Raw genomic sequence first — 15,226 nt, forward strand, 5'->3', positions numbered from 1 at the left:
ACCTTTCTGCTATAATCAGGCAACTGCACGGCCGGGAAGAGCGGCAATCGTGCTGGCAGCGTCTGCAACATCCGGCTGGGAAGACCGGGATTTCGGATAAGCGGGGCGTATTTCATTCGCCCAATCGGTAAATTCGGAGAAAGCCGAACTCCATGTGCGGTGAGCAGCGGAGGCGAGCGCACCTTCAGCGGTCCGCATCAGGGCTTCACGATCCTGCGCAAGAATGGTCAGAATGCGCGTCATGTCGGAGACGATCTGTGCATCGTTGCCATTGCGGATGAGAATGCCATCGCGACCATGATTGATAAGCTCATCGACTGCACCAACGGCTGTGGCAACCGGCACGCAGCCAAGCTGCTGTGCTTCAGCAATCATCAGCGGTGCACCTTCCCAGCGTGATGGCATCAAGAGAACATCGGCCCATGCGAGATGGTTCGCGATGTCCTTGCCATCGAAAACCGGCGGCGAAACTTTCACACCCGCATCCTTCAAGCGTGTCATCCAAGATGCGCTTGGATCATCAGAGAGGATTTCGCCGCCAATTGCCTGCGCTTCGAAGGGAATACCCTGTTCTTTCAGCTTGACGATGGCGTCGTGCAGCCGGTCGATACCCTTCTGACGGTCGAGGCGCCCCATATAGAGCATTCGCATCGGCTCGCCCTTGCGGCCCTGCTTGCGCGCTGCGGTGACCTGCGTACGCAGTTTTGTATCGATTGAAAAACTGGCCCCGTTTGGCACGGAAAACACTTTTTCATAAGGAACGCCAAAGCTGTGCAGATAGATTTTCAGCTGATCAGAACAGGTCAGAAATGCATCATAGGCGTGTTCGAACGCAATCGCCGCATAGGGCTGCCCCGCCTGTCTGCGGAAGACCGTTTCGTCCACCACATGCAGGTAACAAGCGGTGCGCGTACCTTCGGAACGGAGCTTCCCCATCAGAGGATGCGCCGCCATGACGTGATTGTTTACGACAAGATCGAAGCCTGAAAGCTGGCCACGCAGGATGCTCCAGTCAAGCGGGTGATCGTCGGTGATGAAGTCCTGACCGAGAAACCGGTTTGTGTCTCCCCAGGCCGGAATGCCGTCCTTCCAGAAATGCAGATAATCGAAGGACTGGTCGAACTCGTCGAGCACATCCATGCGCTCATTTCCGAGTACGAAAAGATGAGTTTCAAACCCCTGGTTCTTCAATTCGCGTCCGGCGGCATAGGCGACTTTTTCGGCACCGCCGAACGACGCATTCGGTACCAGAACGGCAGCCGTCTTCTTCCTTGCCGCATTATGAGCAAGCGGCAAAACGGGACCGCCGCCAAGCTCGTTACGCAGCACCTGATACATTTCAGAAAGTGCAGGCAGGCGACGCGGACGCCATGTCCAGCGCATGGCCGCACTTTGCTTGAGCGGGCTCGTCGCAATTGATGTCACCAGATTGAGCATGGATTGCTCAGGCCGTGACAAGGCCCGGCGCTGACGCACGCGCGGAAACGGGAAGCGTACCTTCATCCGCGCCGATGTGGGCCACAATTGCTGCGTGCCCAACGATGCAAACCAATCCAGCGCATCGTTTTCGATGATGTCCTTGATCAGCTTCGTTGAGACGAAAATCAGGTCAGCGTGAGGTTGGCGCGTGCCGGACGGCATGATCTCGGTATCGATCCGCCGCTCGTCTTCGACATTGGTAAGTTCCACAAAGACGATATTGGCCTGTTCAGAAAGTTTTTCGAGCCGCGACAGGATATTCGGCAACAGTCGTGAACGCGCCAGAAGCTTCAGTGTCTCGGTATTTGACGAAGCGAGAAATGGCGGAAAGTGAAAATTATCCGGTTCGGAGACACTGCCCCAAAATGCTCGGATAGCATCATCGAATTTAAGGTCGGAGGTGCCAAGGCTGAGGTCGGTGAAAAGGCTGACTGTTCCCTCACCTGCTCGAATGACGCCATAGCGCGGACATTCCTCATGCTCGAATCCAACGAGTGTCGGGCGCCGAAACAGCGCCTTGTGCCGCTTGCGCAAGAAACTGATCGACCCGGAACGGTCGCGATTGGCTTCCTTGAAACGGCTTTCCGCTCGCAGGCGATATTCGAAGCCGGTATCATGGCAAGGTGTGCCGACAAAACCCGCCTCAATCGCGGAGAGCCAGAACTCCCAGTCTTCAAAGCCATTTTGACGGTCGTCATCGAAACGGACACCACTGCGGAAAACATCCGCAGAAATCATAGATCCGGTATCACAGATGTTGTCAGTGATGCAGTGGATCAGTCGCGAATAGCTATCACCATAATGAGCGCGCCAATTAACAGAGAAGGTGTCGATATTGGTGTAGACCCAGCCCGCATTCGACGCCAGAAGCTTTCGATAAAGCGTATCGATGGTGTGCGGCTGCACACGATTGTCAGCATCAACGAAATAGACTGCCTTCACATCGGGCATCTCTTCGAGAATATAGTCAACAGCGCGATTGCGCGCGCCACCGGGGCCTGCATTCTCCCCAAAGATGATGTGAATATTGGGGTGAGCTGCCGCATAGAGGGTCAGACTGTCGAACACTTCGCGGCGCGGATCGCCATCGACAGACACCACGATTTGTGTGCGGAAAACCGTTTCTGACGCCAGCACTGTCTCCAGCGCTTCGAGCGCCAGCGCCGCATGCCCATAAAGCGGCATGGCAACGACGATCAAATCCTTGGACCTATCGTACATTCGCGGCCTCTTTGACTAATTCCTGACTCGAGCGCGCCTCGACGTGCTTGACCAGACGGAAGTTGAAAACCTTGAGCCAGGAGAAGTCCACCGAGTCCGCCGCCGCCTTGCTCAAGACGATGAGATCCATCGTGCGATCGATCGGTTCTTCAAGCATAAAATTGATATCGATCGGACGGCTAGGCGCCACTTCCGACCAGCCACTAAACAATACCTGCTGACGGCGGCGGTCGAGATTGGAAATCGCATCGATTTCATCCTTCACATCCGAGGCCAGATTGACCAGCAACAAGCCGACCGCGCAGGGCTGGCCTTCCGGATGGTCAATAACGGCGCGCGCAGAAACCCGCACAGTGCCCGGTGCGACCACACGGCGGATTGCAGCCGCAGTTATACCCTCCTCAAGCGGGTGACAGCCGATGGCGTCTTCATGTTCGAGAAAACGCACAGTGGGAAAGTCAGGCGTAATGGGTGTTACGGACACATTGGTCACATTCCGCAGCAATTCGACCGGCAGACGGTAATCATCGACCTTGCGACCATTGATCAGCGCCGTCGGCGCGATGGCATTTGGCAGCGATGCCGGACGAACGCCCGGCAGGCCAGTGAAAATCCGCAATGCCAGCGGGCGCATGTCGAGGTCGGCATGTGGGATGCGCGCCCGTGCCGCGTAGCGTTCATTGGCGATCACGTTGCCCAGCGACAATTCCGGAGGAACCCCGCCCGATGCAGAAATCCGTAAACGCAATGTCCGATGGCTGCCGTCACATGCCTTGGGAAGCGAGAAAAAGTTCCACTCTGGATGCAGCATACCGTAGGGTACCAACCATTCAGCGATCCCTTCGCCGTTTTCAAGATAGTCCAGCGTAACGATCAACTGGCCGTTACGATTGGCAGGCAAGTCACGGAAATGCAGGGCAAAACCGGAAACTGCATAACTCGAAACCGGAAAAAGTTGTTCGATCTCCGATTCGCGCAGCAGACGTGCAAAGCCTTCATCCTTCGGGTCGACCAGAGGGGAATGACTGAATATCTCTGTTGAGGAATCCCAGTTGCGTGCGTGAAATGCATCCTCGATTGCCCGGTAGTTTTCAAACATGGTTTCACGCTCGCGACGCAGCATCGCAAGCTCTGTGTGAATTTTGCTGACGTGACCGACGAGACGATCCAGACTGCTTTCGAGCAATTGCGTAACCAGCAAAGGAACGGCTTCAGGCGTCGCGTCGTCGATACGCACAACGGGAAGTTCCGGAATGGTGCTTAGACGATAAACCTGCTGCAGAATCGTCTTCAGCTCGTTCTCGCCCTCTTGCGAAGCGGCGACCGCGATGAGTGGAAACGTGTTCGCCAGTCGAAGACGTTTTCCATCACCTTCGACAAAGGTAGTCAGCTCGCCCAGAGACGTCGCTTCCAGCGCTTCACGATCACGCATCGAAGCAATGGCATATCGGCGGGATTTCCGCGCCGAGATCGCAGGAAGTGGTGTGCTCAACATAATCATCCATTGTGTGATGGCCGACTTGGGAGTCTCGGCCTGCACTTGCAATGAGAAAATACAGGCTATGTATTGTCAACAGGCTTATAGCATCAACTATATGATAATATTACGAATATTTGGAATGAGTTTAATTCAAATTTTGAAATAATGTTCATGTATATTGCGTATACAGCGTAAACACGCAGAAATACGGGATTTTATATTTCATTATCAGTGTTTAATCGCCCGATTATCGCCACATACTGGCTACCTGCCATTCAATACTGCATCGATCAAGGTTTTTTGCTGCTGTAAACAATCCGACAACCTGAACCGATTTTCGACGGTCCGGCGCGCCGCTGCCCGCATCTGAAGGCATGCATCGGGATCGCGAAGGACATTCATGATCACTTCCGCCAGTACACCCGGCTCAAAAAACGGTACGAGCAGCCCGTTTTGACCGGAGCGGATCACTTCCCGCACAGGCGGCGTATCCGAACCGATGACAAGCGCGCCGCAGGCCATCGCCTCCACGACCGACCATGACAGAACGAACGGGTAAGTCAGATAGATATGGGCCGTCGATATTTGATAAAGTTTGCGCAACTGGGCATGCGGAATTGTACCTGCGAACACGATACGATCCGGCGGCAGATCGAAATTCTTGACCAGATGCTCGCGCCACGATCCGCCACCGGGTGGTGGCGTTCCATAGCTTACGCCATCGCCGCCAACAAATACGAAGATCGCATCGTCGTTCTGCCGAATGACCTTGGCTGCAGCTTCAAGCGCTTGGGGAAAACCGCGATAAGGTTCGAGATCGCGCGCAACGAATGTAATCACGCGCGATTCTCCTGCCTTAAGCGTTCGTCCATCGGGCAACTGAATCGTGGCGTGACGGTCTGGATAGAAAAGTTTCGTATCCACCCCTTCATGCACGACAGCGATGCGATTCTGCACGGAACGCGGGTAGAGACTTTTCTGCCAATGTGTCGGACTAAGCCCGCCGTCGATAGCCTCAAGGGTGACGAGCTGCGCCGTGTTGCGCAGACGCAGACGCTTCCGCGTTTCGATGTCCGGCCTGTCGCCCGGCGCAAAGCCTACATCCGCACCATTGGCGCGATAGAAGAACTCGCAGTAGCCGAGTGCAGGCACTGAGGGCAGCACGTCCTTGACGAACATCATGCTGCCCCAACCAATATGACCGACGACGATATCGGGTGCCTGGCCCTGACGAGCCATGGATTCCAGGGTTTCGGCCACACGGTACCCGATCCTCGTGTGGTGATCGGGTACTTCAAGATATCTGGCCATCGCACCGCCTGTGCGAGGACCAGATTCCACTCTGTGGCGGATGACGCGGACCGCTGGGAGGCGACGGTCCACTGTCTCGCAGATCAGGCTTACATCATGTCCGCTGGTAGCCAGATTCTCAGCTAGCGCAGCGAACTGGCCGAAACCACGCCTGTGCACAAATGCTATACGCATGTTACGAAACGTGCTCGGCTAGCGGCCGAAAAGCATCGCAACACATCAAATGCCAAATCGTGCGGCGTTACCCCACACGAGTTCCAGTCTGTGCAGAGTCTGATAGGCAATCTCGAGATTTCTGAGATCGTCATCATCCCGGGTAAGGATATGGTTGTAGGCCCTACTTGCATTCCGCAAGCTTGCACACAGCCGCTCACCCTTGTCCGTCAGGCGGATACGGGCCGACCGTTTGTCCCTCTGCGAGGCGACGCGATCAACATACCCACCATCGGTAAGCTGTTTAAGATAATAGGAAATGTTGGAACCGACATAATGTCCGCGATCCAATAGTTCACCCACAGTGAGCTCGACATCGCCGATAGCCATCAGAACCAAGGTCTGGGCCGGACCGATATCTTCCACACCCAACTTCGTCAGCTCGGTTTTCAGCAAGCTCACAAAGCGGCGGTTCACTCGTTCTATCATCCGGGCCAGTTCGAAATGCGTGATAACGACTGTATGGACCGGATGTCTGCGTTCCTGTTTTTCGGCGGTAACTTCAGGAAAATCAACGGCAGTAAAGCCATCGACTGATGTTTCGACTTCCACTCCCTCGTGTAGAAGTTTTTGCATCTTTTGCTCTCCATTTTCAATTTTACTTCAAATTTTGAAGAAATTTGCAGTTATATTTTCTTTGCTCCTTTCGCATTTCCCCGCCGCAAGAACCTTTTTTCTGTCACATTCTCTGCAGTATTACTTTACTGATCTTGAGAACTAGAACACAGTTTTTAGGGATATCCGCCACCTGTGACCATTCCAAGGCAGATAGCGTATGAATGATACTCGCGAATTCAAATCGATTGGCAAGAGCCCTGCGCACAAAAAGGGGCAAGACGATTCGGTGACTACGCCCAAAGGCCTGATTTTCAAGGCCCGCCGCGTTTTCCTGTCCGGACTACTTTATGCGGTGCTGCTGAGCGCCTGTATCAATTTGCTACAACTCACTGTACCTCTCTATATGTTGCAGGTTCATGATAGGGTGCTGAACAGCCGAAGCATGGACACGCTCACCATGCTGACGGTGCTCGCCATCGGAGCCATGCTGGTGTTCGGCGTTCTGGAATATATCCGCTCGCTTTCCTTCCAGGCCATGGGCAGCGCGCTTGTCCGTCGACTTAACCTCGCGGTTCTGACAGCAGCGGTACAGGCCTCCGTGAATCAGGGCATGCCGAAAGCGACACAGACGCTTCGCGATCTCAATGAGCTGCGCAGTTTCCTTACGTCGCCTGCCATCAATGCTCCGCTTGATGCGGCATGGTCGCCTATCTTTCTTGGCGTATTGTTCCTGCTTCACCCGATGCTGGGTGTGATCGGCCTGGTCGCCGTGATTATCCTGGTCGCATGCGGCCTGCTGACCGACCTCCTGACCCGAAATCTGATTCAGGAAGCGAATCAAGCAAATATCGAAGCGGTTTCCAAAATCGGCAGCAGCTTGCGCCACGCTGAAGTCATTGAAGCCATGGGCATGCTTCCAGCACTCGCGCGCCGCTGGCGCACGATGCAGGTTCAGGCGCTGGAGGTGCTCGACCTTGGGGGGACACGCGCCCGCGCCCTCTCCTCAATTGCCCGCACAGCGCGTTTCATCATCCAGATCGGATCGCTCGGCATCGGCACATTGCTTGCCATGCAGCAGGAAATCACCCCCGGCGCGATGATTGCGACCAGCATCATCATCGGTCGCTTGCTGATGCCGTTCGATCGAATCGTCGAAAACTGGCGTCAGTGGGTCAGCGCTATTGCTAGCTGGAAGCGTGTCCAATCCCTGCTTTCGGAAAATCTGGCCGTTCGACAGACCATGCCGACACCGCGCCCCAATGGCGATCTCGTAATCGACAAGCTGATCTATGCTGCTCCAGGCGTCGATGTTCCGATCATCAAGGGCATTTCGTTCTCGATTTCGCCAGGTGAAGTGCTGGGCGTCGTCGGTCCTTCGGCAGCAGGCAAATCGACGCTTGCCCGTCTGCTGATCGGCATCGTCAAACCCACGTCAGGCGGCGTTTTCCTCGACGGCAATAACGTTTATCTATGGGAACGCGGTTCGTTCGGCGAGATTGCCGGTTACCTGCCACAGTCTGTCTCGCTTCTCGACGGAACCATCAAGGACAACATCGCTCGCATGGGTGACAGCGACCCGCATCGCGTACTTGAAGCCGCACGTCTTGCGGATGTGCACGAGATGATCGGGCGCATGCCACTTGGCTACGATACGCCGGTCGGCGACGGTCGCCTGACCTTGTCTGGTGGTCAGCGCCAGAGAATCGGGCTGGCCCGCTGCCTCTACAATCGCCCACGCCTAATCGTTCTCGATGAGCCGAATTCGAATCTCGACGCTGTCGGTGAACGCGCCCTGATCCGTGCCGTCGAGCATGCCCGTGACGATGGAGCGATTGTCATTATGATCGCACATCGGCCGTCTATCATGCAGGTTGCTGACAAACTGCTCGTCCTCGAAAACGGGCGCATTTCACAGTTTGGCCCGCGCACCGATGTCGTCGCGTCACTGACACCCGTCAATAACGGCCCGCAAATGGGAGCAGCAAACGCATGATGGGTAAATCGGTCATTCCTCGTCGTGTTTCCAGCCTGCTCGCACCGCGTGCAGAATCGTCGGATCACAAAACCCTGACTCGTTTCGGAAGCGTCAAACCTGAATGGGCGCTCGATCTGGAGCGGGAGGATTCGAGATCACCATTGCGCGGTCTCATCATTGCTGGCCTCGCCACAATCGGCGTCGCTTTCGGCGGTTTTTTCGCCTGGGCTTATTCTGCCAATCTGGGAAGTGCGGCAGTCGCAATGGGCACTGTGATCGTCGATTCGAAGCGCAAGACGATCAGCCATCTTGAAGGCGGCATTCTTGATCGGTTGCTCGTACAGGAAGGCGATGTCGTTAAGGTCGGTCAGCCCCTGCTCCGGCTTGACGACACCAAGGCCCGTTCTGATCTCCAGTCTCTGGAAAGCAGGCGTATCGGCCTGATCGCAAAACTGGCCCGCCTGCGTGCCGAGCAATCCGGCGAAAAAGAAATCAGCTTCCCGGAAGGTTTCGCCGATGGCGGTGAAAACGCGCAAAACGCCGTCCGCGCCGAGAACATCTTTTTCCAGAAGCGACTTGCACAGAAACTGAGCAAGATTGACATACAGCAGAAGACTATCGAGCAATATACGGAGCAAGCCAAGGCCTCCACATCGCAGATTGCGGCCACCGACCGGCAGATCGAACTCATCAGCGATCAACGCAAGGCGATTGCCAGTCTCGTTGAGAAAGGCTTTGCCCAGAAATCGAAGCTCACGGAAATCGATACACGCCTCAGCCAGCTTGCGGGTGATCGTGGCGAATATGCCGGTGACAAAGCGAAGGCTGAACAAGCAAAAGCCGGCGCAGAATTCGCCCTGACAGGAATCGAAAGCGATCTACAGTCCGAAATCGCTGGCGAGATCACATCGAGCCAGGTCGAGCTTTCGGATGTGCAGGAACGTATCGTTGCCGCCAAGGACGTGATGCGGCGCGTGGAGGTTCGCTCGCCGCAGGACGGTATCGTCGCCAATATTCGATTGCGCACGCCGGGTGGCGTCATCGCTCCGGGCGAAGCGATCATGGATATCGTTCCAGAAAATGAGCCTCTCGTCGTTGAGATGAAAATCAGCCCACGCGATATCGACAGTATCTCGGTTGGCGCTGGGGCACAGATCCGGTTGACGGCATACAATCAACGCTCAATGGCACCGCTCGACGGCAAACTGACCTATATCGCCGCCGATCAGTCGCTCGACGAAAAGACAGATACCGCATTCTTCGTCGCAAGAGCTGAAATTACTCCGGCGTCACTTGCAGCAAATCCAACTGCGCGACTTTATCCTGGCATGCCTGCTGAAATAATCATCGTCCACAAGGAACGTCGCGCTATCGATTACTTGGTTTCACCTATCACAGATAGCTTGAACCGCGCATTCCGCGAAGATTAATAGTCAGAGAATTTCAAAGTAAAACTCGATAATAGGTTGAAATTCCAAAAGACAGAAACGCCGCGCGTGAAATTTCATGTGCGGCGTCATCTTATTGAAATAATTTTCAATTCCCGCTCCACCAATCAAAAAAATTCAAATTTTGAATTAGTTTTAATATAAATACAATGTAAATAGAAATTATAATGATGACAAATATATTTCATATTTGTGTTTACACAACTGCAATATAAATTAATGGTAATAATTTGTTACTTATAGTTGCCGCAATTATACCAATTACCAATGTTGCAATTCCAATTAATGCAGAGCAGACTACTAAGAGCATAATGGTCGGAGCATTCCGGCTTGTGGAAACCCCATACAGGAACACAAGGAGAAGCAGATGGCCACTTTAGAAGGCGGCGCCTACGACGACGTGTTGTTCGGCTCCCGCTTTGACGATTTCATCCGTGCCCATGGCGGTGATGATCTCGTATTCGGAGGTGATGGCAATGACACCATCTTCGGCGATAACGGGAACGACACCCTTTTCGGCGGAAATGGTGATGACCTACTTTTCGGCGGAAATGGCAATGACATTCTGTTCGGTGATGCAGGAAACGACGTCCTGAGCGGCGGCAATGGGAATGATGTGCTGTTTGGCGGTGCTGGAGACGATGTTCTCCAGGGCGGCAATGGCGCAGACCTTCTCTTTGGCGGCGACGGAAACGATATCCTGCAGGGTGGCAACGGCAACGACATCCTCGATGGCGGTGCCGGTGACGATATCCTTATCGGCGGAAATGGCAGCGATACATTCCTGTTCAATGGTGGCGGCGGAAACGACGTCATTCTCGACTTCAATCCCGGCGAAGACATTCTGCAAATCCAGAAGGGTATCAATGGTCTTGATATCGCTTCCGCAGACGATCTTGCCGACCGTGTCACGCAGGTTGGTGGCAATGTCGTTGTCGATCTCGGCAATGGCGATACCGTTACCCTCGTGAACACCAATGCAGACGACGTACAGGCTCATCCCGACCAGTACTTCACTGTTCACTAATTGAACAATTGAGAGCGTGCCCGGCAGTCCTCCCGCCGGGCACGTTTCGTCTTTACCGGGCACGCATTTTCCCTAGCTTTGCGTGCCTGGGCATTCCGGCAAGCTGAATCCATGCAAGCCGATATTCCTGCAAGAATGAAAGGGCCACACATTGAACCTCGACCATTCGGCGGACACTGAAAGCAAAACCGAGAACCTCTCCATTTGCCGTCTCTGCGCCGATGTCGCTGTGGTCATCTGGGATATCCCGGGCCCGGCTCGCACAACAACCAAATGCAAATTTGAAATGCCGGTTCAGCCGGTCCCGCTGTTGAGTGTTGGCATTCCGCTCGAGAACGGCGGCCTGCGCATGTTCTGGGCACTGCGCACCGGCAGTGAACCCGTCGAGCTATCGCTGTCTGCTGGCTCCCTTGGGCCCACTGCTCAGGCGATCGTCTATCCGGCCAACGAACTTGCGCCCTTCGACGTCGAATATGTCGTCAGCGAACTCACTTTGCCCGGACATATCAAGCTTCTTACCAATCTACTGACCACGTGGCGCAGCACTTTCCGGCTCTCGCGAAACCAGACTTTCGCATCCCTCGTGCGTGAACTGACTTTCGCGTTGACGCCGGAACCGCGCGAGGCCCAGCATTGCGGTGAACCGGTTCAGGGACATCATCTCCTTGAAACAGCGGTCGACCCGATGCTGGGTGAGATTTCGGCTATCTATGGCATCACTTCCGGCAGTGTCATGGTCATTCCACCAAGATTTGTGGTGGGCAAGCAAGCTCGCAATGCCTGGCAGCCATGCCATTTTCTGCTGGAAGCAGCACAAGACCTGCCGTCATCGCTGCTGCTGGTGCTCACGGGTCAGAAAGGCGTTGCCGTTCGCAAGCTTGTGCCAATGACAGGCGAGCAAACGGATTTTGCCAAATGGTGGACCAAATGGCAGGGTAATGGCGCATTGCGGGAGTTTCTCGTTCGCCAGCTCGGCAAACTAAGTCCTTCCGGTGCTGCAGTCGCCATCGACCTGCAAACGCGCACTCCACTGCCCGTCCGCCAGATCGCGCAGTCTGCCACTCATCCGGCGGCGGAAATCGATCTTGCATTGGCGCTCGACGGCGGGCTGATTGTTGGAGGATGGATGCATGACCCGGCCGCCATGCTCGCAGACATCGAATATCTTCCGGAAAATGGCAGCGCTTTGTCGCTGAAACCCAATTTTCACAAATTTCCCGGCAAGATTGCTAAGCGGGAAGATGCGCCGCAGCAGGATGTGACGGGCTTTGTCGCCTGGCTTCCTTCGGTGCAGAATCTTGGGCCTCTTTTGCAGCCGCGATTCCAGATGCGCCTTGCATCCGGCACGACCGCCCCGCTCGTGCCAGCACCGCAACCCTTCGAACCATCGGCGCAGCGCAATCGCATCTTGCGGTCTGTACCGCCACAACAGGCAAAGCCTCACGTCTTCTCGCACATTCTGGGACCCGCTCTTACCGAAGTTGAGAAGAAGCTCGCTGCAACGGTACGGATCTCCGAGGTGAAGGACTACGGAGCGACGCCTGCCTCTCCGCTCGCGTCCATCGTTATTCCGCTTTACCGCAACCTCGATTTCTTACGTTTCCAGTTTTCATCCATGGCCACGGACCCTTGGCTGGTGGAAAACGCAGAGTTTATATTCGTGCTGGATTCTCCTGAAATTCAGGACGACACCGAGCATATGCTTGGCGGATTGCACATTCTGCATGACATGCCGTTCAAACTCGCCATCATGAACCGCAATGGCGGCTATGCACGTGCCTGTAATGCGGGTGCCAGCATTGCGACAGGAACGACCATCGTGATGTTGAATTCTGACGTCGTGCCTGCCGAACATGGCTGGTTGCAGCAACTCATCCAGCCATTGTTCGATCAGCCGAAGCTCGGAGCAATCGGCCCTCGCCTTCTGTTTGAAGATGGTTCGCTTCAACATGCGGGGCTTTATTTTGTCCGCGACCGTCAAGGTATCTGGTTAAATCACCACTATTACAAAGGCATGCCGGGTAACTATCCGCCAGCGCTTCGTTCACGGGAAGTGCCGGGCATCACCGGCGCCTGCCTGATAACGCGCAAGGATATCTTCGACCTCGTCGGCGGCTATACTGAAGACTACGTCATCGGCGACTATGAGGACAGCGATCTGTGCCTGAAGATCAGGCAACTCGGCTTCCAGATATTCTATGAGCCTTCCGTGGCACTTTACCATTTCGAACGGCGCTCGATCCGCCGCAGCGCGGATTACATGCGCGGCCTCGCAAGCCAATATAATTCCTGGCTCCATACACAGCGCTGGGATGATGACATTACCGAGTTGATGGTCCTGCCACAGGAACAGGAAGGTACCGCCGACCTGTCCAATGTGATCATGACCAAATCTGAAAGGAGCGCCGCTTGACGGACGTGGTAGCGCTGAAACAGCCAGCATTTGAAGCAAAACCAGCAATACCGGATGCGCAGATCGACTGGCTGATGCAGTCTGTTTTGAAGAACCGTTTCTTGCCCTCGCCAGATCCGAACAGCGTGTTCGTCGGTGATGGTGATTATCGAGCGGTCGGTGCCGAGTTTCTCGGCCATTTCATTCGCAAGGGCGGACTTCGCCGCGATGCGCGCGTGCTCGACATCGGTTCAGGTATCGGTCGCATGGCCGTGCCGCTGACCCAATATCTCGATCCGGCAAAAGCCCGCTATTCGGGGATTGATCCCGTAGCGGGCGGCGTGAACTGGTGCCGCCAGAACATCACGTCGCGCTACCCTAATTTCGAGTTTCGCCACATCGATATCGCCCATGACCTCTACAACCCCAAAGGGGCGGTAAACGGGCTCACTCTTACTCTGCCATTCGCGGACAAGGGTTTCGATTTCATCATCATGACATCTGTGGTCACGCATCTGCCATCAGATGAAGTCAAGACCTATCTCGATCAGGTATCCCGTGTCCTCGCTCCCGGTGGAAAATTGTTCATGACGGCATTCGTCGTGGATGATGTTGCCGCGCGCGACCGTCATGGCAAACGCGACAAACGACTTGCATTTGAACGGCATGGCAGCGGACCGTGCTGGTTTGTGCCGGAACTCCCACCGCTTGCGGCAGTGGGCTTTGAAAACGGCTTTCTGGATCGTGCGCTTGCAGGAGCGAAACTGACGCTCGAAACAAAATCCTTTGGTCACTGGCGCGGCATTGATGCGGATCACTATCAGGATATTTTCATCGCCTCGCGAGGTGTTGCCTGATGGCTCAGCGCGTCCTCATAGCAGCCCATAACCACCCCTCTCTGCACCCCGGCGGAACGGAAATCTTCGCGCATGATCTGTTCCGCGCCTATCAGCGTGCTGGTTGCGAAGCCATGTTCATGGGTGCCACCAACAAGGTGCACCGCGAAGCCCGTCCCGGTACGAGCTTCCAGAGCATCGGCAATGGCGGGGACGAAATCCTGCTCTGGTCGGGCCATTTCGACCGCTTCTACATGAGCCAGATCGACCTTTACGGGATCGTTCCTGATATTGTTGAACTATTGCAGGACTTTAGGCCTGATGTTGTCCACCTGCACCACCTGCTTTTGCTCGGCGCCGAATTCCCGCATATCGTGCGTCGTACTTTACCCGACTGCCGTATTGTTCTGACTTTGCATGATTATTATCCCATCTGCCATCACGACGGGCTGATGGTGCGCACCACAGGCAAGGAACTGTGCCATGGAGCTGGCCCAGACCGCTGCCATGCCTGTTTCAAGGACATCGCACTTGATAAATTCGTACTGCGCGAAAGGCATATCAAATCGCTCTTGAGCGCTGTTGATGCTTTCGTTTCACCGAGCGAGTTTCTCAAACAACGTTACGTTGAATGGGGCCTTGCGGAAGAGTTGATCAGTGTCATTCCCAATGGTCAACCGGAACGCCCCGCAGTCGAAACGCGGCAGGTCGAGCGTAGCAAGCCGATCTTCGGCTATTTCGGAAACCTCAATCCGTGGAAGGGCGCAACCGTCCTGCTCGAAGCAGCACAGCAGCTTATCTCAGAAGGTTTCGATTTTGAATTGCGCGTACATGGCGCAGCACCATTTCAAAGCGAAAGCTTTGTCAGTGAAATCGAGCGGCTCTTTGCAGAGACATACCCCTTCGTCCAGCGTCGGGGTGCTTATCGACGGGATGACATCGCCCAGTTGATCCAGTCTGTCGACTGCGCGATCATGCCGTCAATCTGGTGGGAAAATGCCCCGCTCGTCATTCAGGAAGCACAGGGACAGAACCGTCCCGTTATTTGCAGCAACATCGGTGGAATGGCCGAAATGATTGAAAACGAGGTCAATGGCCTCACCGTTCCGCCGAATGATCCGCTCGCGCTCGCCCAGGCGATGCGCCGAATGGCGGAAAACCCGGATTTGCGCCAGTCACTCAGCGAGAACGCACGCCATCCGGACACCATCGACACGACCGCCGCACGCTATCTCGATCTGATCGGGACATTGCGTGTCGCACGTGTCGAGGCAGCATAAGAGGTA

At 55.0% G+C, this 15,226-nt stretch carries 10 protein-coding genes; 6 read left to right on the forward strand and 4 right to left on the reverse strand.

Annotated elements, in window-relative coordinates:
• Positions 1 to 15 precede the first annotated feature (15 nt).
• From F9K91_RS14545 to F9K91_RS14560, 4 genes are all read right to left on the reverse strand, one after another.
• On the reverse strand, positions 16 to 2,700 hold the full coding sequence (locus tag F9K91_RS14545; protein ID WP_151651553.1) for a glycosyltransferase: 2,685 nt from the start codon (positions 2,698 to 2,700) through the stop codon (positions 16 to 18).
• The gene (locus tag F9K91_RS14550; protein WP_151651554.1) at positions 2,690 to 4,195 is read right to left on the reverse strand and encodes a DUF6212 domain-containing protein; all 1,506 of its coding nucleotides are present in this window, start codon (positions 4,193 to 4,195) and stop codon (positions 2,690 to 2,692) included. The genes F9K91_RS14545 and F9K91_RS14550 overlap by 11 nt, the downstream gene beginning before the upstream one ends.
• A 249-nt stretch (positions 4,196 to 4,444) precedes the next feature.
• Positions 4,445 to 5,665, reverse strand: a complete 1,221-nt coding sequence (locus F9K91_RS14555; RefSeq protein ID WP_151555826.1) for a glycosyltransferase family 4 protein — start codon at positions 5,663 to 5,665, stop codon at positions 4,445 to 4,447.
• A gap of 45 nt (positions 5,666 to 5,710) precedes the next feature.
• Positions 5,711 to 6,280, reverse strand: coding sequence for a MarR family winged helix-turn-helix transcriptional regulator (locus F9K91_RS14560; protein WP_010658636.1), 570 nt, complete (start codon positions 6,278 to 6,280; stop codon positions 5,711 to 5,713).
• A 199-nt stretch (positions 6,281 to 6,479) separates the two neighbouring features.
• On the opposite strand from F9K91_RS14560, the gene F9K91_RS14565 reads away from it, so the two are divergent.
• The 6 genes from F9K91_RS14565 (at position 6,480) to F9K91_RS14590 (ending at position 15,220) form a co-directional block, all read left to right on the forward strand.
• Entirely contained in the window at positions 6,480 to 8,255 is a 1,776-nt protein-coding gene (locus tag F9K91_RS14565) for a type I secretion system permease/ATPase (RefSeq protein WP_151678051.1), read from the forward strand.
• A complete protein-coding gene (locus tag F9K91_RS14570) occupies positions 8,252 to 9,667 on the forward strand; it encodes an HlyD family type I secretion periplasmic adaptor subunit (RefSeq protein WP_151555827.1) in 1,416 nt (471 codons plus the stop codon). Before F9K91_RS14565 ends, F9K91_RS14570 begins: the two co-directional genes overlap by 4 nt.
• A gap of 385 nt (positions 9,668 to 10,052) precedes the next feature.
• Positions 10,053 to 10,712: a calcium-binding protein gene (locus tag F9K91_RS14575; RefSeq protein ID WP_061347851.1), complete on the forward strand. Its 660-nt coding sequence runs from the start codon at positions 10,053 to 10,055 to the stop codon at positions 10,710 to 10,712.
• 151 nt (positions 10,713 to 10,863) lie between these two features.
• The gene (locus tag F9K91_RS14580; RefSeq protein ID WP_151678052.1) at positions 10,864 to 13,125 is read left to right on the forward strand and encodes a glycosyltransferase family 2 protein; all 2,262 of its coding nucleotides are present in this window, start codon (positions 10,864 to 10,866) and stop codon (positions 13,123 to 13,125) included.
• Positions 13,122 to 13,961 carry a class I SAM-dependent methyltransferase gene (locus tag F9K91_RS14585; RefSeq protein ID WP_151678053.1) on the forward strand — a complete coding sequence of 280 codons (840 nt, stop codon included), beginning with the start codon at positions 13,122 to 13,124 and terminating at the stop codon, positions 13,959 to 13,961. The genes F9K91_RS14580 and F9K91_RS14585 overlap by 4 nt, the downstream gene beginning before the upstream one ends.
• Positions 13,961 to 15,220 (forward strand): glycosyltransferase family 4 protein, encoded by a 1,260-nt coding sequence (locus F9K91_RS14590; RefSeq protein ID WP_151678054.1) that lies wholly within the window; start codon positions 13,961 to 13,963, stop codon positions 15,218 to 15,220. The genes F9K91_RS14585 and F9K91_RS14590 overlap by 1 nt, the downstream gene beginning before the upstream one ends.
• Positions 15,221 to 15,226: the final 6 nt, after the last annotated feature.

Source organism: Brucella tritici, from assembly GCF_008932295.1.
Classification (GTDB): domain Bacteria; phylum Pseudomonadota; class Alphaproteobacteria; order Rhizobiales; family Rhizobiaceae; genus Brucella; species Brucella tritici.

Excerpts from the sequence above, each read along its gene's own strand:
- F9K91_RS14555 (WP_151555826.1), bottom strand. The coding sequence starts at position 5,665 with ATGCGTATAGCATTTGTGCACAGGCGTGGTTTCGGCCAGTTCGCTGCG.
- F9K91_RS14575 (WP_061347851.1), top strand. The coding sequence starts at position 10,053 with ATGGCCACTTTAGAAGGCGGCGCCTACGACGACGTGTTGTTCGGCTCC.
- F9K91_RS14570 (WP_151555827.1), top strand. The coding sequence starts at position 8,252 with ATGATGGGTAAATCGGTCATTCCTCGTCGTGTTTCCAGCCTGCTCGCA.
- F9K91_RS14565 (WP_151678051.1), top strand. The coding sequence starts at position 6,480 with ATGAATGATACTCGCGAATTCAAATCGATTGGCAAGAGCCCTGCGCAC.
- F9K91_RS14590 (WP_151678054.1), top strand. The coding sequence starts at position 13,961 with ATGGCTCAGCGCGTCCTCATAGCAGCCCATAACCACCCCTCTCTGCAC.
- F9K91_RS14560 (WP_010658636.1), bottom strand. The coding sequence starts at position 6,280 with ATGCAAAAACTTCTACACGAGGGAGTGGAAGTCGAAACATCAGTCGAT.
- F9K91_RS14545 (WP_151651553.1), bottom strand. The coding sequence starts at position 2,700 with ATGTACGATAGGTCCAAGGATTTGATCGTCGTTGCCATGCCGCTTTAT.
- F9K91_RS14550 (WP_151651554.1), bottom strand. The coding sequence starts at position 4,195 with ATGTTGAGCACACCACTTCCTGCGATCTCGGCGCGGAAATCCCGCCGA.